The organism is Kitasatospora sp. NPDC059812, from assembly GCF_042732075.1.
In the GTDB taxonomy this organism is placed as follows: domain Bacteria; phylum Actinomycetota; class Actinomycetes; order Streptomycetales; family Streptomycetaceae; genus Kitasatospora.
Window position 1 is genome coordinate 150,085 of sequence record NZ_JBHWIO010000001.1, and the last position, 15,705, is coordinate 165,789.

A 15,705-nucleotide genomic window follows, 5' to 3' on the forward strand; every position below is an offset into this window, starting at 1 on the left:
TAACACCCCCACCCCGCCACCCGCGATGTGAGTGAGACTCGTGGGCGCGTAGTTGTGTATATGACACCGGGAGACGGCGCTGCCGGTACCGGTACCGGTACCGGCAGCGGTGGTGGCGGTGAAGCGGTACCAGTAGGGGGTGTCCGGGGTCAGGCCGCGGACGTCGGCCTTGACGGTGTGGTCGGCGGCGGCGGTGGCGGTCACCGTGCCGCTCGCGACGACGCGGGTGAAGGCCTGGTCGGCGGCCAGCTCCCAGCGGACCTCGGTGTCGGGGCCGAGGCCCGAGCCGGGGAGGGACTCGGGGCGGGGCGTCACCCTGGTCCAGAGCAGGACGCCGTCGGGGAGGGGGTCGCCGGAGGCTATGCCGTGCAGGAAGCGGGGGGCGGCTTCGGGGGCCTGCGCGGGTTGGGCGGCTCCGGCGGCCTGGGCGGTCTGGGTGGCCTGGGCCGGCTCGGCGGCTTCGGCGGGGGTGGGGAGGGCGATCGGGAGGGCGGCGGTCGCGCCGGCGGCCAGCGCGCCGGCCTTCAGGACCTGGCGGCGGCGCGGGTGGGCAGGGGCCATGTCATGGACAAGATCGTTCACGTCCGGAAGGTTACCCGCTAGTAAAGCGTAGGTAAATCAGGTGACCTGACGATCCGTCGTGGAGCGGGCGGGTGTGGTTGCCCGGGGCGGGCGAGCGGGGAAGGCCGGGGCGGGCGGGCCGGGGAAGTCGGGTCGCCGGATCATGCGGGATCATGGGGGAGTACCCGCCCTCAGCTGCCGAAGGACCCCGACCGTGGCCCAGATCGTCCTCTTCCACTCCGCCCTCGGGCTGCGCTCCGCCGTCCATGCCGCCGCCGACCGGCTGCGCGCCGCCGGGCACACCGTGCACACCCCGGACCTGTACGACGGGCGGACCTTCGACGACATCGAGGCCGGACTGGCGTACCAGGAGGAGGTCGGCGGCAGCGAGGAACTGCTGCGCCGGGCCGTCACCGCCGCCGCTCCGCTGTCCGACGGCGGCCTGGTCTACGCGGGCTTCTCGCTCGGCGGCTCGCTCGCGCAGAACCTCGCCCTCGCCGACGACAAGGCCCGCGGCCTGCTGCTCCTGCACGGCACCTCCGACCTGCGCGAGGACGCGGCCACCGAGATCCCGGTGCAGCTGCACGTCGCCGAGCCGGACCCGTTCGAGACCGAGGACTGGCTGAACGCCTGGTACCTGGGGATGCGGCGGGCCGGGGCCGACGTCGAGGTGCACCGCTACCGGGGCGCCGGGCACCTGTTCACCGACACCGAGCTGGCCGACTACGACGCCGAGGCGGCGGAGCGGGCCTGGGCCATCGCGCTGGACTTCCTCGGCGAGCTGGATTCCTGACCGAGGGCGGGTGCCGGGGCGGGCCGGGTCAGCCGGCGAGCCCCGGCACCACCAGGCCGGACTCGTACGCGATCACCACGGCGTGGGTCCGGTTCTGCGCGCCGAGCTTGGTCAGCACGTTGCCGACGTGCGTCTTCACCGTCTCCAGGCTCACCCTGAGCGACTCCGCGATCTCCGGGTTGGACTGGCCCGTGGCCATCGACCGCAGCACCTCCTCCTCCCGCACCGTCAACGCCGCCCGGGGCAACGCCTCGGCGGAGTCCAGCGGGCGGGCGGAGACCATCCGGCGCAGCGCCGCCGGGAAGAGGATCGCCTCCCCGGCCGCCGCCACCCGCACCGCCTCCGCGATCTGCCGCACCGGAAGCCGCTTCAGCACGAACCCGCTCGCCCCCGCGCTGAGCGCGGCGGTGACGTAGCCGTCGTTCTCGAAGGTGGTGATCACCACGACCTTCGGCGGCGCGGCCGACTCGGCAAGCAGCTGCCGGGTGGCCTCGATCCCGTTGCGGCGCGGCATCCGTACGTCCATCAGGACCACGTCCGGCCGCAGCCGCTGCGCCTGCTCGACCGCGTCGACGCCGTCGGCCGCCTCCCCGACCACCGTGATCCCCGGCTGCGCTGCGAGCAGGGTGCGCAGGCCGCTGCGGGTCACCTCGTCGTCGTCCGCGATCAGGAGGGTGACGGGGGTGCCGGTGGCGTCGCCCGGGGCTTCGGGCGCGGCGTCGGTGGGATCTGGGCCGGTCATGCCGACAACCGTACGGGCAGCCGGACGGCCAGCCGCCAGACCTGGGGCCCGTCCGGCCCGGCCTCGATCTCGCCGTGCAGCAGCCGGACCCGCTCGGCCAGGCCCGGCAGGCCGTGGCCGGAGGTCGGGAAGGCGCCCTGGTGCGGGCCCGTCCCGGTCCGGTTGGCCACGCTGAGCTCCAGGGTGTCCGGCCCGGCCGCCACCCGGACCTCGATCGGGCCGCCCGCTCCGTGCCGCAGCGCGTTCGTCAGCCCCTCCTGGAGGATCCGGTACGCCGCCCGGGAGAGCGTCCCCTGCACCTGCGCCAGCTCGCCGGACAGCTCCGGTTCCACCACCGCGCCGGCGTGCCGCAGCCGGTCCAGCAGCTCGGGCAGGTCGGCCAAGGTCCGGGCCGGGGCCGCCCCCGACTCCTCCTCGCGCAGCGCGCCCAGCACGTAGTCCAGGTCCTCCAGGGCGGCCCGGGTCGACTCCTCGATGCTGCGCATGGCGGCCCGCGCCGCCACCGGGTCGGCGGAGAGCACCTCGCCCGCCACCGCCGCCTGGATCGTGGCCGCCGTCAGGGTGTGCCCGATCGAGTCGTGCAACTCGTGGGCCAGCCGGTTGCGTTCGGCCAGCCGGCGCTCCCGCTCCGCCGCCAGCGCCAGCCGCTCGGCCGCCGACGGACCCAGCAGCTTCGGGGCCAGCCCGCGCAGCGCGCCCGCCACCGCCGCGCACACCACCGGCGCCAGCAGCAGGCAGACCGCCGCCACCACCCAGCTCCAGGCGCCCGTCAGCTGCACCGACCGGCCGGGCCAGCTCAGCCGGGCATCACCGGAGACCCAGCCGCCCGGCAGGGCCACGGCTGCGCCGAGCAGCACGAGGCTCGCCAGGCCCCCCACCCAGCCCAGCGCCACGTGCAGCAGCAGCCACAGCGGGGTGCGCCAACGGTCGGAGCCGGGGGCGTCCGCCGCCCGGGCGCCGGACACCGGATCCGGCAGCGACACCCTCAGCAGCCGACGGACGCCGCCGATCAGCACCCGCCGGGTGGTGCGGGCCAGCCCGACCACGGCGAGCAGCGCCGCCCAGACCAGCAGGGTGAGCACCGCCCGCGCGAGGTAGGGGCCGGACGGCCAGGCCATCATCGGCAGCATCGCGAACGGCAGCAGCGGCAGGCTCGCCAGCGCGCCGAAGAAGGCGAACAGCACACCCGAGTACGTGGAGCCGCGCAGCAGCGGCCGGATTCCCCTGATCATGATCACCAGTATTGCGGCGCAGCTCATGGGGGGCCTCCCCCGATCGGGGGAGCGTTCGCTCCGGTCTTTCTGTTCCGGCGGGGCGGCTACGGCGAGGCGGCCCCGGCGGCATCGGCGCGGCCCCGGGTGAGCAGGCGGGTCGTGCTGCCGTCGTCCTCCGTGATGTCGCGGACGTGCCGGAAGCCGATCCTGCCCAGCAGCGCCAGCGAAGCGAGGTTGGCGTCGGCGACCGTCGCGTGCACCTCGGCCAGCCCCAGGGCGGTGAAGCCGTAGTCGACGATCGCGGCCGCCAGTTCGGTGCCCAGGCCGCGGCCCCACGCCTCCGGGGCCAGCGCGTAGACGATCTCGAAGCCCTCGGCCACGGTGGTGGGCTTGATCTCGGCGTGCCCGACGAGGCGGCCGCCCTGCCGGACGGCCCAGACGTCGAACCGGTTCGAGGCGTACACCTGGGTGAAGATGCGGCCGAACAGGGCCCGGTCCTCGGCCTCGGACTGCGGGCCGTCGCCCATCCACCGGGACACCTCCCGGTCCTGGAACAGCGTCACGAAGTCCTCTTCGTCCGCGAGGACGTACGGGTCGAGCAGCAGGCGATCGGTACGCAGGGTCGGGGTCACGCCGGGCGACGGTACGGGGGCCGTCGTCCGCCCGGCAAGCGGTTTTCGGGAGGCTGGAGCGCCGGTGGCGATCGGGGAGTGCGAGCGGGCCGGTACCGGGTGGTCCTCGTGTCGGCCAGGCCGGTTCGGGACATGCTGCCGGTGTTCGACATCACCGTCGCGGCCGAGCCGGCGGCGGTGGCGGCCGAGATCGCGCTGCTGGCACGGGCGGCCGAGGACCGGTAGGGCGGCGGGGTGCTCGCCACCGCAGGTGCCTGATCCGGGCGTCGAGGTCGCCGCAGCGCAGGAAGTCGGGTAGGCCGACTTCCTGCGCTGCTTTCATGTGACGCAGGTCACGTCGAACGCAGAACCTGCGCGCGGTCGCCGGCGTCTGGCTGGTGTGAGATCACGCAGGAGAGCACTGGACGAGCTGGACGAGGAACGCCTCGTCCGGCTGATCGCCAGAAGTGACCGCGCGGCGTTCGACGAGCTGTACCGGCGCACGTCGCCGTGGCTGGCGGTGCGGTTGCGCCGCCGCTGCGCGGACGAGCAGATCGTCGCCGAGGTCATGCAGGAGACCTATCTGGCGGTGTGGCGCGCGGCCGGTGCGTTCGCCGGGAGCGCCGTCGGCGGGACGGCCGTCGGATGGCTGTGGACGATCGCGGCGCGCCGCCTCGTCGACGCCTTCCGGCGCCGTGCCCACCACGCCGAACCGCCGGTCGCCGCCGCCGAGCGGGCCGTGGTGCCCGCGGCGGAGGAGGAGGCGCTCGCCGGGACCGTCGGCGGCGACGTGGGCGACGCCCTGCGGCGGCTGGCGCCGGAACTCCGAGACGTACTGCAGGCGACGGTGCTCGACGGGCTCTCCGTCCGGGAGACCGCAGTCCTGCTCAGACTGCCCGAAGGCACGGTCAAGACCCGTGCCCGCCGGGCCCGGATCGCGATGCGGGAGGCGCTGGCATGAACGCGGAACACGCGTCGAGGCGGCTGATCGACGACTACGCGCGTGGTGACACGGCGATGGCCGCGGACACGGTGTGGGCACTGGAGGCCCACCTGGAGACGTGCGCGCCGTGCCGGAGCCTGCTGGCGGCCTCCGTGGCCACCGAGGCGCCCGGCGTCGCCGCGCTCGTCGACACCGTCCGGGCCGGTCTGGACGCGCAGTTGGACGCGGCCGTCGGGGCGCCCCGGAGGCGGCACCGCCCGACCTGGGTGTCGGCCTGGCTGACACCGGCCATGACCCCGTGGCTGGCGATGACCGCCGTCGTCACCCTGATGGCGATGCTGCTGGACGTGGCCGCGCCGGCGAAGGTCTTCGGCGGCTCCTCGATGGTGGCGCTGATCGCGCCCGTGCTGCCGCTGTGCGGTGTCGCCGCATCGTGGTCGCGCGGCCTGGACCCGGCGCACGAACTGACCGCCTCGACCGCCCGGGCCGGCCTGGCCCTGCTGCTCAGGCGCACCACCGCGGTCCTCGTGGTGGTCGTGCCCGGGCTCCTGCTGGGGGGATGGCTGACCGGGAACACGACGGCCGCGCAGTGGCTGCTGCCCTCCCTGGCCTTCACCTCCACCGCCCTGGCGCTGGGCACCGTGATCGGCGTGACCCGCGCCGCCGTGGGGCTGGTGACCGCGTGGGGCGCTGCCGTCGTGGTGCCCACGTTCGTCACCGGCCGCATCCCCGCAGTCCTCGAACTCGCCCTGCACCGCGACCAGTTGCCCGTGTGGGGGCTGCTCCTCGCGCTCGGCGTCTGCGCCGTGATCGCCCGCAGGGACGCGTACTCAACGCTGTGAAACCCATGTCCACCCTGGAAAGGGACCATCGCATGACGTATACGGCGAGCGCGGCCGACACCGCGCCGAAGACCTACGCCTGGGAGATCCGGGCCAGCGGCCTGAGGGTGCGCGTCGGACGGAGCAAGATGGCCGTCGACGGGCTCGACCTCTCCCTGGGCATCGGCGCCCACGGGCTCCTCGGGCCCAACGGAGCGGGCAAGACCACCCTGATCCGGACGCTGGCCACCGTGCTGCGCCCCACCGAGGGCGAACTGGAGATGCTCGGCACCTCCCTGGGAGGCCGGGTGGTCGACCACCGGGCCCTGCGCCGCCAGATCGGCTACCTGCCGCAGGACTTCGGCTACTACAAGCGCTTCACGGTGCGCGAGTTCGTCGAGTACATGGCCTGGCTGAAGGAGGTGCCGAAGGCGGACATCCCCGGGGCCGTCCAGCGGGCCGTGGAACGGGTGGGCCTGGCGGACCGCGCCGACCACCGGATGAAGACCCTGTCCGGCGGCATGGTGCGGCGGGCCGGCATCGCCCAGGCCATCGTCAACTCCCCCGCGGTGCTGCTGCTGGACGAGCCGACGGCCGGCCTGGACCCGGCGCAGCGGCTGCGCTTCCGCGAACTGCTGCAGGACCTGGGCCGCGACACCTGCGTGGTCGTCTCCACCCACCTGGTCGAGGACGTCGCGGCCGCCTGCTCCGACGTGGTGCTGTTCGCCGACGGCCGCCTCGTCTTCCAGGGCACGCCGGACGAACTGGGTGCGGCGGGCAGCACCGACCACCCGGGCGACAGCCCCCTGGAGCGCGGCTACTCGGCGCTGCTCAGCAACTCCGGCCAGCAGGGGAGCGCCTGGTGAACGGACGTGTGCTGCGGACGGAGCTGAGGCGCTCCGCCGCCCCGTGGGCCGGCATCGTCGTGCTGGCCGGCAGCCTGGCGGTCTTCTTCCCGTTCGACGCGCTCTGGTGGCACGGCACCGCGGGGTGGACGGCCCAGTGGAGCACCATGGCCATGTGGACCCGGTCCCTGCTGGCCTTCTGGTGGCCGTTCGTGATCGGCATCGGGGCGGTGTACGGGCTGCGCGAATCCCGCTCGCGGATGACCGAGCTGCTGACGACCACGCCACTGCCGGCCTGGCGCCGTGCGGCGCTGCCGGCCGGTGCGATCGGGCTTGCGCTGGCGGTGGGCTTCGGTCTGCTGGTTCTGGTGGGCGGAGTCCAGGTGGCGGCCGGTCCGACCACCTACGCATCCCTCGGCTGGCTGCCGATCTCGCTGGTGGCGGCACTGTCCCTGGTCGCGGGCGCCGTGTTCGGGATGGGCGTCGCGCGGGCGCTGCCCTCCGTGCTCACCCCGCCGGCCCTGGTGGTGATCGTCTTCGTGGGGACGGGCCTGTTCCTGCGCATGAACAACGAAGGGGCGGTACCGACGGGCAGGGTGGAGAACCGGTTCGCCCAGCTGTCCCCGGCGACCGTGGAGCCGCGGCAGATGCTGCTGACCCTGTCCGGCTCCGTCCACCTCGGCCAGACGCTCTGGCTGCTCGGCCTGCTCGCCACCGGCTTCGCGCTGCTGGCGGCTGTGACCCGCCGGGCGCGGTTGCTCGCGGTGACTCCCGTCCTGGCCGGCCTGGGCCTGGCTCTGCTGGTCCTCCCGGCCGCCGCGCGCGACACCTACGTCGTCGACAAGGCCGCCGCGGCGTTGGTGTGCGACGGGCCGGTGTGCGTGACGCAGGCGAGCCGTTCACGCCTGGCCGAGCTCGCGCAGCGCAGCAAGGAGGCGATGCCCGTGCTGCGCGACGCCTTGGGCGACAAGGCGCCGACCTCGGTGCGGGAGGACGCCACGCTGCACGAGCTCGCCGCGGCACGCGAACTCTCCGCAGACGTGCTGCTGGTCGACTTCGGCGATCGGATGCTCGCCGACGCGAAGGGCGAGAAGCTGACCCGCGCGCTGATCGCCAGGGGCCTGGCGCCGAGCTGCTACCCGGACAACGACAAGGAGGGCGGGGGGAGCCACGACATCCCCGCCCAGAGCATCGCCGTGAGCTGGGCCCTCCACGACTCCCAGCTCCAACCGCTGCAGGAGAAGGGCACCAGCCGGTACGCGCTCGAAACCTGGGCCGAGGCCGACCTCGCGTGGCAGAAGCTGATGGCGCTGCCGCCGGCCGAGCAGCGCTCGCGGATCGTCGAGCTGCACGCCGCCGCGCTCTCCTGCGAGGGGTACAAGCAGGTTCCGAAGCTGGCCGGGGGAGCGTCGCGATGAGGTGGCTGATGCTGTACGCGCGTTCACGGCAGGTGTCCACGTCGGCCGCCGCAGTCGCGCTCACCGCGCTGGTGGTGTGGGCCTTCAACCGGGGCGGCGGCACGGATGGGATGGACGCGGACGCGATCAACCCGATCGTGTACTTCGTGCTCGCCGCGAGCGTGGCGGCCGGCTCCGTCGGGCTCGGCGGGCAGGACGCCGCACTGGACAGGACGGCCGCGATCCGGTGGGCGCCCCGCCGGGCGGCGCACGCGCTGCTGATCGGCGTGGTCACGGGTGCGGCGCTGCTGGCGGTCCAGGCGGTGGGGCCGAGGTTCGCCCCCACCGAGGTCGTCGTCCGGGACACCGCGGGCCTGGCCGGCCTGGCCGCGCTCGGGGCGGTGCTGTGCGGGGCGCACCTCGCCTGGACCCTGCCGACCGCTTGGCTCGCGTTCGCCGTCCTCTCCCCGCCGCTGCCGCCCAACACCGTGGGGAAGGCGTTCGGTTGGATGTCCTACCCCCCTGGCACGGAGGCGTCGACCTGGACCGCGGTGGCCCTGCTGGTGACCGGCGCCGGGGTCTACGCCCTGGCCGGGCCGCGCAGGTAACGGGCCCGCCCCGCGCCTCGCTTCCCCCAGGCTCGCCGGGGGAGCGGGGCGTTCGGCTGCGGGCCGTCAGTCGCGGCTGCCCAGGGTGTCGCGCGAGACCTGCCAGAGCAGGGCGGCCGCCTCGGGGTCGAGGGCGTACTCGGCGACGCCGGTGCGGGCACTGAGTTCGCCGCGGACGGCTTCGTTGCAGTCCTCGAAGTAGCGGCCGCTGACGCCCGCCAGCAGCGGCGAGGCCGCGAGCAGGACGGACGTCGCCGCGCCCTGCTCGGTGGTCTTCCACAGCAGTTCCGCGCCGTTGGCGGCCTGGGCGCGCAGCCGGTCGAGCTCCTCCTCGGAGACGTGGCGCTGGAGGGCGGTGCGGATGCCGCCGGGCATCAGGGCGTTGACGGTGATGCCGTCCGCCGCCCAGCGCTTGGCGGCCTCGACCGCGAACAGGACGTTGGCGGTCTTGGACTGGCCGTAGGCGGACCAGGGCTCGTAGGCGCGCTCGCGGAAGTGGATGTCCTCGAAGACGACGGGGGAGCGGTGGTGGGCGCTGGAGCTGACGGCCACGACGCGGGCGCCGCCGTCCCGGACCAGGGCCGCGTGCAGGCCGGTGGCCAGCGCGAAGTGCCCGAGGTGGTTGGTGGCGAACTGGAGCTCCCAGCCCTCCGGCGTGCGGAGCTCGGGCGAGGCCATCACGCCGGCGTTGTTGACCAGGATGTGCAGGGGCCCGTCCCAGGCGGCGACGAACGCGGCGACGGAGGCCTGGTCGGCCAGGTCCAGCGGGGCGACCCGGAGGTCCTTGTTGCCGGTGGTCGCGGTGATGTCCTCGGCGGTGCGGGCGCCGGCGTCGAGGTTGCGGACCGCGAGGGTGACCTGCGCGCCGGCCGAGGCGAGGGCGCGTGCGGTCTCGACGCCGATGCCGGAGGCGCCGCCGGTGACGACGGCGCGGCGGCCGGTCAGGTCGACGCCGGAGATGACCTCGGCGGCGGTGGACTCGGCGCCGAAGGGGGTGGTGAGGCGCGGGGCGCTGGCGTTCATGATCATTTCCCGTCTGGTTGGGTGACCGGAGCTGGGGTGCGCGGGAGGGGGCGGCCGGTAGAGTGGAAACCGGAGGGCCCTCCGCATGTCTCCAGGTTAAGCGGAGGATCCTCCGCTTGCAACCCGAGGAGGACCAGCCGTGACCACCGCCGACCCCCGGCCGCTGCGCGCCGACGCGCGCCGCAACCGCGACCGACTGATCGAAGTGGCCGCACGGGCCTTCGCCCAGGACGGGCCGGACGCGACGCTCGGGGCGATCGCCAAGGAGGCCGGCGTGGGCATCGGCACCCTCTACCGGCACTTCGCCACCCGCGAGGAACTCGTCGAGGCGGTCTACCGCAGCGAACTCGCCAAGCTGTGCGACTCCGCCGCGGAGCTCCTGGACGACAGGGGGCCCGACGCCGCGCTGCGCGCCTGGATGGACGGCTTCGTCCGCTACATGACCACCAAGCGCGGGATGTCCGACGCGCTGCGCGCGCTCATCGCCTCCGGCGGCGACCCCTTCTCGCACAGCCGCGCGATGCTGACCGCCTCGATCACGCAACTCCTGCGGGCCGGGGCCGAGTCGGGCGTGCTGCGCGCCGACGTCGAGCCGGAGGACGTGCTGTTCAGCCTCAGCGGCCTGTCCATGGCCGCGACGACCCCCGAGCACCACGCCCGGATGGAACGCCTCCTCGACCTCCTGATGGACGGCCTGCGCTACCACGCCGCCTCCGGGCGGGGCGTCGGCTGAGAACGGCCGAAGGGCGCCAACCGTACGGCTGGCGCCCTTCGTTCTTCGTCCTTCGTCCTTCGTCGTGACTGCGGCCTGGTGCGGCCGGTCAGAGGAGCTGGAAGGTCCACTCCTGCTTCCAGCCGCCCTCGCAGCTCCACACCCCGAGCTGCTTGAAGTCGGAGTCGTGGGTGAGGCAGTTGTCGTCGTCGATCTGGACCCGGTACTTGCCGTTGCCGAGGCCGACGAACTGCCACTTCTGGTTGGAGGTGTTGCCCCACGCCTGCTGCTCGGCGACGTAGGTGTCGGGGTTCTCGGTGAGGTTGTACCCGAGGTCGTTGACGATCCGGTAGCGGTCCCCGCCCAGCGGCTTGATCGTCCAGGTGGACCCCTTGTACCCCAGGATCCCGCCCACGATCGGCGCACCCCAGGTCGAGGTCTCGGTGGGTGCCGACGCGCCCAGGCCGTTGGCGAGCTTCAGGAACAGCGGCCGCTCGGTCGGGACGGTCGGCTTGGTGTCCGGCTTCGGGTCCGGCTTCGGCTTGGGGTCCGGCTTGGGCTTCGGGTCCGGCTTCGTCGGGGTGGTCGGGTCGGTCGGGGTGATCACGCCACCGGAGGTGGACTCCAGCACCCACGCCTGCTGCCAGCCCGACTTGCACGTCCACACGCCGAGCTGCTTGAAGTCGGCGTCGTGCGCGAGGCAGTCGTCGTCGGAGATGCGGATCTGGTACTTGCCGTTGCCGACTCCGACGAGCTCCCACTTCTGCTGGGAGGAGTTGCTCCACGGCTGGAGTTCAGCCATGTAGTTGCTGTTCTCGGTGAGTTCCAGCCCGTACGAGCTGGTGATCCGGTAGCGACCGCCGCCGACCGAGGTGAGCTTCCACTTGGACTCGTTGCCGCCCCGGAGCCCGGGGACGACCGACGCGCCGGCGGAGCCGCTGACCGGGACGGCGCCCAGGCCGTTGTCGAGCTTCAGGTACACGTCGGCGCCGTTGTTGCCGCCGCCTCCGCCGGGCGTGGGCGGGTTGGTGGTCGGCGGGGTGCCGCCCCAGGCCCAGTTCTGGTTGGGCGCGTCACGCCGGTCCTCGGAGCCGCAGGCCCAGGCCGCCACCGTGCTGCCGTTGGAGGTCTGGCCGTTGAAGTCGTCGATGCAGACGTCCTTGGACCGGTCGTCCATGTCCGTCATGTGCCGGAAACCGCCGCTGGCCGACATGTTCCAGCGCTGGCCGGGGATCTCCAGGCAGTCCCAGACCTGGAGCTTGGTCCCGTTCGCGGCCTTGTTGGCCTCCAGGTCGAGGCACTTGCCGTTGGCGGCCTGGAGCTTGTACCCGTTGTAGGTCCACTTCTGGGCGTCGCTGCCGTTGCACTCCCACATCTGCACGGGGGTGCCGTTCGCGTTGCCGTTGCCGTTGACGTCCAGGCAGGCGTGGTAGCCGGGGCTGGAGTCGGGGGTCAGGCTGCCGGTCCTGGTGCCGTAGCCGGACCGCGCGGGGAAGTGGATGGTGCGCACGTCGCCGTCGCACTTGTACGGCCGCGCGGTGCCCGCCCGGCAGGTCCACGGCTCCTTCTTGACGGTGTCGCCGTCATTGCCGATGAACGCCCAGTTCATGTAGCCGCCGTCGCCGCGGTTACGGATGGTCGAGTCCCCCTGGAAGACCCAGATCCGGAATATGTCGTAGCCGGAGGGATCCTTCTTCTCCTTGTCCAAGAAATGGTTGAGCTTGTAGGTGGTGTCGATCAACACCCCCTTCATGTCGGACTTGTACTCGTTCTTGAACCACTCGGTGTCGTACATGTCGGTGCCCACGGTCTTGAACACCATGACGTTGAACCCGGGAAACTTCGCGCTCAACTTCGACGCGGTGTTCTGGGTGAACTCCGCGTTGTCCAGCTTGTTGAGGTTGGCGGCGTTGCGCATGCCCCTGACCATGTCGAAGGCGGAGCTGATCAGCGCGGTCATGCAGTTGCCGCCGCCCACCGAGGCCGGGGTTCCACAGGTCTTGTCCGCGTGGAGGGGCGGCTCCGGCGCGGCCTGGGCCTGTGCGGTCAGGCCGGAGACCATGGCGACTGCGGCGATCCCGCAGGCCAGGGCGCGTTTGAGGCGGGAGAGGGGTTTCATATCGGATTCATCTTTCTGGTCGGCAAAGCTGGATCGTAGGTTCCGGAATCCTCCGTCTCGCGAGTCCATACGGAATCCATATGGCGAGCCGGGAGGTCTTGACGCCTTTTTATGTGCCGCCCCGGAACGGTGGACTCCACGGACCGAATTCAATGCCGGTGGCCGGCCTTCCAAAGGTCAAGGGACGGCTCTGGGCAGGTCAAGCCGGCGGCCCCGTACGGCTCTTCGGGGAGTCGGTCGACCAGTGCCGGTCTGCCGAACGGCAGATGCCTGACGATCCGTCATGTGCTGGGGCGCACCGCTCCTCCGCCGTGCGTAGGCTCGGCCCGTGCAGACCGAACTGATGCCTGACACGCGTCGCCGCCGCGCGGTGTGTGCGGCGGCGGCGGCAGTGGTCGCGGCTCCGGCGGCGATCGCCCCACCGGGTGCGTGGATCGGGGCCGTCGTCGCCGTCGTGGCGATGGCGACCGCGATCCTGCGCCGGCCGCTGGGCCCGGTCGCCCCCGTCCTGGCGGCCGGCCTGGTCGCGGGGCTCTCGCTCGTCACGGACGCCGTCCACCCCGGACCGCAGGGGTTGGTGATGCTGTGGTTCCCGGTCGAGTTCGCGGCCATGCTGGTGCTGGCCGGGAGGGTGATCCGGCGGGCGCCGGTCCGCCAAGCCGCCCTGGTCGGCTCGGCGTTGGCGCTCGCACTGATGGTGCTCCCGCTGCGCTTCACGCTCCTGCTGCCGCAGGCGGTCCTCGAACCGTCGGTGGTCGCCGTCGCCATGGCGATGTTCCCGGTGGCCTGCGCCGTCGGCGTCGGGCTCTACCTGCGGGGCCAGGACAACCAACGGGCCCGCGCCGTCCAGCGGGCCCGCCGGGAGCAGCGGCTCGACGTGGGCAGGGATCTCCACGACTTCGTCGCCCACGAGTTGACGGGCATCCTGCTGGAGGTCCAGGCCGCCCAGGTCAGCGCCTACGACGAAGAGGAGAACAGCTAGCTCCTGTCCCGCCTGGAGGCGGCCGGCCTTCGGGCGCTGGACTCGATGGACCACACCCTGCAGGCGCTGCGCGACCCGGAGGCGCCCGCGCTCGCCGAACCGCCGCCGACCAAGGTCCACGGCCTCGCCGACCTACCGGAGATGGTCGACCGCTTCCTGGCGTCCGGCACGGCCGACGGCTCCCTCGAACTGGAGCCGGGCCTGGCGGGGACAGCCCCGCGCGCGATCCAGGACGCGGCCTACCGCGTCGTCCTGGAGGCGCTGACCAACGTCCGTCGGCACGCCCCGAGCGCGGGCCGGCTGGAGGTGGAGGTGGTTCGCGTCCCGGGCCCCGCCCTGCGGGTCACCGTCACCGACAGCGGGCGGCAGGGCGGCCCCGGCGGTCTGCCGGCCCGCCGCCCCGGCGGTGGGGGCACCGGCCTGGCCGGCTTGTCCGAGCGGATCGGCGCCCTCGGCGGGGACCTGTCCGCCGGCCCGCACGCCCGCGGCTGGCGCGTCCGCGGGGTGCTGCCGCTGCGACTCGACCGGAGGGGGCGGGGCTGACGGGCGGGGGCTGACGGGTTCAGACGGCCTTGGGCTGACGGGTTTCGACGGCCCGGAGACTGCCCGCCGCCCGTCGGTGGGTGGGGTCTAGGGTGGGAGCTGCGGCCACGCCGGTGGGCACCGGTGGCCGCACCGGCGTTTCCATCGCCAGTGCCATGGCGATCAACGTGGACACAGAAGGTGGGAGGACACGCGAAGTGTCAACAACGCCAGAGTTCCGTGGCTTCGACCTGGTGCGGCGCGGCTACGAGCGCCATCAAGTCGACCGCTACCTCAGCGCCCTGTCCGAAGCCGGTTCACCGCCGCCCCCGCCGGCGTTCGAGATCGTGCGGCGGGGCTACGACCGCGAGCAGGTCGACGCGCGCATCGCGGACCTCCTGCGCGGCAGGGGCACCAAGGGCTAGATCAGTCGGGCTGGATCAGGCGGGCTGGGTTCTCGGCAGGTCGGTTGAGACCAGTTCGGCGGCGCGTATGGGGTCGCCGTCCGCGCGGGTGAGCAGCGCCTCGATGTCGTAGCCCGTTGCCTCCGAGGCGGCGTGGATGCCGAGGAAACGGCCCCAGCCGCAGCGTTCCATCGAGACGGCGGCGTCCAGGTCGGGGCGGAGCCGGTGGAGCGTGCAGACCAGTTCCCAGGCGAAGGCGTCCAGGCGGGCCCGCCGCACCGGGTTGCAGGCGTTCACGGCGTCGGTGGTCCAGTCGTCGCCGGGCTCGTACTCGGGGAGGGGCGGCAGGAGTTCGGGGGCGCCCGTGATCGGCTCCGCGTCGAACGTGAGGACGTGTGCGCCCTCGGGGTTGCCGATCAGTTCGGCCAGGAGCGGGACGACGCGGGGGTCGTGCCGACTGGCCAGTCCGTGGAGTGCTTCCATGCGGGTCTCGTCGTGCTCGTCGGCCGTCCGCTCCCAGAGCGCGGCCCGGATCGCGGGGCTGTCCGCCCTGGACTGGACGCCGAGGGTGAACGTCGCCCAGTCGCGGACGTGCGGGTTCTGGTCCTGGGTCAGCCCGATGAGGGTGCGGATGTCCGGCCCGTCCGGCAGGCCGGTGAGGACCTCCGCGAACGAGCGGGCCACTCCCTCACGGACCTCGGCGTCGGGGTGCCCGGCGAGGGTGACGAGGACGGGGACGGCGCGCGGGTCGTGCGTCTTCTCGATCGCGCGTGCCAGGGCGCGCAGCACGTGCTCGTCGGTCTCCCGCTGGGCGAGGGCGACGAGTGCGGTGGCAGTTTCGGTGCGGACTGCCTCGTGGTGGTAGTTGGTGTCGCGCAGCAGGTCGCAGCCTGTCGCGCGCTCGATCGGATCGGCGGAGCCGATGAGCTCCAGGCCGAGCGGCAGCGCCGCCTCGTCGGCGGACGCGCGCCACAGCAGCGGTGCGTACTCGTCCCAGCCGTCGTGGTCGTCCGGGTCGTCCGAGGCGGTGATGGCGCGCATTGCCGACAGTGCCCGCGTGACCAGTTCCGCCACGGTGTCCGTTTCCATGCGGGCATTGTGGTGCACGAAACCGCGAGTGTGCGCGGTAATTGTCGGCCCGACCGCGCTTCCGGTCCACGGACGCGTCGACGCCGGCGGGCGTGTGCGGGTGCCGTAGGAGTGACCCCGGAAAGGATCTTGACGTGGTCATGAGCAGGGGTGATCATAGCGGAGCACTGCGCAACGCTGATGCGCGAGAAGGTCGTTGAAGGCGTTCGGCCCGAGGCGTCAGTGGCGGTCCAGTAGCCCGTCGTGTTCGGGTGTGCCGGTCGGGGCGTTTGCTCGGGCGGCCGGAGTGCAGTCCGGGGATTTCCCGGACAGGACCCAT

16 protein-coding genes and 1 pseudogene are annotated in these 15,705 nt (G+C 73.0%); 10 read left to right on the plus strand and 7 right to left on the minus strand.

The window, feature by feature from the left end; translation table 11 throughout:
• Positions 1 to 5: 5 nt before the first annotated feature.
• Positions 6 to 363, minus strand: a pseudogene (locus tag ACFV6D_RS00660) (PhoD-like phosphatase N-terminal domain-containing protein); the annotation flags it as partial.
• Positions 364 to 724: 361 nt separating this feature from the next.
• Here ACFV6D_RS00660 and ACFV6D_RS00665 point away from each other — a divergent pair.
• Positions 725 to 1,354 carry a dienelactone hydrolase family protein gene (locus ACFV6D_RS00665; protein WP_063347223.1) on the plus strand — a complete coding sequence of 210 codons (630 nt, stop codon included), beginning with the start codon at positions 725 to 727 and terminating at the stop codon, positions 1,352 to 1,354.
• 28 nt (positions 1,355 to 1,382) lie between these two features.
• Here the strand turns inward: ACFV6D_RS00665 and ACFV6D_RS00670 are convergent, their stop codons facing one another.
• From ACFV6D_RS00670 to ACFV6D_RS00680, 3 genes are read right to left on the minus strand one after another with little or no spacing between them, the layout of a single operon-like run.
• A complete protein-coding gene (locus ACFV6D_RS00670) occupies positions 1,383 to 2,096 on the minus strand; it encodes a response regulator (RefSeq protein ID WP_380557325.1) in 714 nt (237 codons plus the stop codon).
• On the minus strand, positions 2,093 to 3,355 hold the full coding sequence (locus tag ACFV6D_RS00675) for a sensor histidine kinase (RefSeq protein WP_380557327.1): 1,263 nt from the start codon (positions 3,353 to 3,355) through the stop codon (positions 2,093 to 2,095). Before ACFV6D_RS00675 ends, ACFV6D_RS00670 begins: the two co-directional genes overlap by 4 nt.
• Before the next feature lie 59 nt (positions 3,356 to 3,414).
• Entirely contained in the window at positions 3,415 to 3,942 is a 528-nt protein-coding gene (locus ACFV6D_RS00680; RefSeq protein ID WP_380557329.1) for a GNAT family N-acetyltransferase, read from the minus strand.
• A 379-nt stretch (positions 3,943 to 4,321) separates the two neighbouring features.
• On the opposite strand from ACFV6D_RS00680, the gene ACFV6D_RS00685 reads away from it, so the two are divergent.
• From ACFV6D_RS00685 to ACFV6D_RS00705, 5 genes are read left to right on the plus strand one after another with little or no spacing between them, the layout of a single operon-like run.
• On the plus strand, positions 4,322 to 4,882 hold the full coding sequence (locus ACFV6D_RS00685; RefSeq protein ID WP_063347220.1) for an RNA polymerase sigma factor: 561 nt from the start codon (positions 4,322 to 4,324) through the stop codon (positions 4,880 to 4,882).
• Positions 4,879 to 5,706 (plus strand): zf-HC2 domain-containing protein, encoded by an 828-nt coding sequence (locus ACFV6D_RS00690; protein WP_363368437.1) that lies wholly within the window; start codon positions 4,879 to 4,881, stop codon positions 5,704 to 5,706. Before ACFV6D_RS00685 ends, ACFV6D_RS00690 begins: the two co-directional genes overlap by 4 nt.
• Positions 5,707 to 5,738: 32 nt before the next feature.
• Entirely contained in the window at positions 5,739 to 6,551 is an 813-nt protein-coding gene (locus ACFV6D_RS00695; protein WP_208869062.1) for an ABC transporter ATP-binding protein, read from the plus strand.
• Positions 6,548 to 7,948, plus strand: coding sequence for a hypothetical protein (locus ACFV6D_RS00700; protein ID WP_380557332.1), 1,401 nt, complete (start codon positions 6,548 to 6,550; stop codon positions 7,946 to 7,948). Before ACFV6D_RS00695 ends, ACFV6D_RS00700 begins: the two co-directional genes overlap by 4 nt.
• Complete coding sequence (locus tag ACFV6D_RS00705; protein WP_380557335.1) at positions 7,945 to 8,535, plus strand: hypothetical protein; 591 nt, start codon at positions 7,945 to 7,947, stop codon at positions 8,533 to 8,535. The genes ACFV6D_RS00700 and ACFV6D_RS00705 overlap by 4 nt, the downstream gene beginning before the upstream one ends.
• A gap of 66 nt (positions 8,536 to 8,601) precedes the next feature.
• Here ACFV6D_RS00705 and ACFV6D_RS00710 read toward each other — a convergent pair whose 3' ends face one another.
• The gene (locus ACFV6D_RS00710) at positions 8,602 to 9,558 is read right to left on the minus strand and encodes an SDR family NAD(P)-dependent oxidoreductase (protein ID WP_380557337.1); all 957 of its coding nucleotides are present in this window, start codon (positions 9,556 to 9,558) and stop codon (positions 8,602 to 8,604) included.
• 139 nt (positions 9,559 to 9,697) lie between these two features.
• Here ACFV6D_RS00710 and ACFV6D_RS00715 point away from each other — a divergent pair, with 139 nt between their 5' ends.
• Positions 9,698 to 10,291, plus strand: coding sequence for a TetR/AcrR family transcriptional regulator (locus ACFV6D_RS00715; RefSeq protein ID WP_380557339.1), 594 nt, complete (start codon positions 9,698 to 9,700; stop codon positions 10,289 to 10,291).
• A gap of 88 nt (positions 10,292 to 10,379) precedes the next feature.
• Here ACFV6D_RS00715 and ACFV6D_RS00720 read toward each other — a convergent pair whose 3' ends face one another.
• The gene (locus ACFV6D_RS00720) at positions 10,380 to 12,389 is read right to left on the minus strand and encodes a ricin-type beta-trefoil lectin domain protein (protein ID WP_380557342.1); all 2,010 of its coding nucleotides are present in this window, start codon (positions 12,387 to 12,389) and stop codon (positions 10,380 to 10,382) included.
• A gap of 343 nt (positions 12,390 to 12,732) precedes the next feature.
• Here ACFV6D_RS00720 and ACFV6D_RS00725 point away from each other — a divergent pair, with 343 nt between their 5' ends.
• The 3 genes from ACFV6D_RS00725 (at position 12,733) to ACFV6D_RS00735 (ending at position 14,318) form a co-directional block, all read left to right on the plus strand.
• On the plus strand, positions 12,733 to 13,371 hold the full coding sequence (locus ACFV6D_RS00725; protein WP_380557345.1) for a histidine kinase: 639 nt from the start codon (positions 12,733 to 12,735) through the stop codon (positions 13,369 to 13,371).
• A gap of 45 nt (positions 13,372 to 13,416) precedes the next feature.
• Entirely contained in the window at positions 13,417 to 13,914 is a 498-nt protein-coding gene (locus tag ACFV6D_RS00730) for an ATP-binding protein (protein WP_380557348.1), read from the plus strand.
• 197 nt (positions 13,915 to 14,111) lie between these two features.
• The gene (locus ACFV6D_RS00735) at positions 14,112 to 14,318 is read left to right on the plus strand and encodes a hypothetical protein (RefSeq protein ID WP_380557351.1); all 207 of its coding nucleotides are present in this window, start codon (positions 14,112 to 14,114) and stop codon (positions 14,316 to 14,318) included.
• A 15-nt stretch (positions 14,319 to 14,333) separates the two neighbouring features.
• On the opposite strand, the gene ACFV6D_RS00740 is transcribed toward ACFV6D_RS00735, so the two are convergent.
• Positions 14,334 to 15,386, minus strand: coding sequence for a HEAT repeat domain-containing protein (locus ACFV6D_RS00740; protein WP_380557354.1), 1,053 nt, complete (start codon positions 15,384 to 15,386; stop codon positions 14,334 to 14,336).
• Between the last annotated feature and the right edge of the window lie 319 nt (positions 15,387 to 15,705).

What these genes read in the sequence shown, in the direction of transcription:
- ACFV6D_RS00665 (WP_063347223.1), top strand. Translation starts at nt 725, where the DNA reads ATGCGGGATCATGGGGGAGTACCCGCCCTCAGCTGCCGAAGGACCCCG.
- ACFV6D_RS00670 (WP_380557325.1), bottom strand. Translation starts at nt 2,096, where the DNA reads ATGACCGGCCCAGATCCCACCGACGCCGCGCCCGAAGCCCCGGGCGAC.
- ACFV6D_RS00675 (WP_380557327.1), bottom strand. Translation starts at nt 3,355, where the DNA reads ATGAGCTGCGCCGCAATACTGGTGATCATGATCAGGGGAATCCGGCCG.
- ACFV6D_RS00690 (WP_363368437.1), top strand. Translation starts at nt 4,879, where the DNA reads ATGAACGCGGAACACGCGTCGAGGCGGCTGATCGACGACTACGCGCGT.
- ACFV6D_RS00695 (WP_208869062.1), top strand. Translation starts at nt 5,739, where the DNA reads ATGACGTATACGGCGAGCGCGGCCGACACCGCGCCGAAGACCTACGCC.
- ACFV6D_RS00705 (WP_380557335.1), top strand. Translation starts at nt 7,945, where the DNA reads ATGAGGTGGCTGATGCTGTACGCGCGTTCACGGCAGGTGTCCACGTCG.
- ACFV6D_RS00710 (WP_380557337.1), bottom strand. Translation starts at nt 9,558, where the DNA reads ATGAACGCCAGCGCCCCGCGCCTCACCACCCCCTTCGGCGCCGAGTCC.
- ACFV6D_RS00720 (WP_380557342.1), bottom strand. Translation starts at nt 12,389, where the DNA reads ATGAAACCCCTCTCCCGCCTCAAACGCGCCCTGGCCTGCGGGATCGCC.
- ACFV6D_RS00725 (WP_380557345.1), top strand. Translation starts at nt 12,733, where the DNA reads ATGCCTGACACGCGTCGCCGCCGCGCGGTGTGTGCGGCGGCGGCGGCA.
- ACFV6D_RS00730 (WP_380557348.1), top strand. Translation starts at nt 13,417, where the DNA reads ATGGACCACACCCTGCAGGCGCTGCGCGACCCGGAGGCGCCCGCGCTC.
- ACFV6D_RS00740 (WP_380557354.1), bottom strand. Translation starts at nt 15,386, where the DNA reads ATGGAAACGGACACCGTGGCGGAACTGGTCACGCGGGCACTGTCGGCA.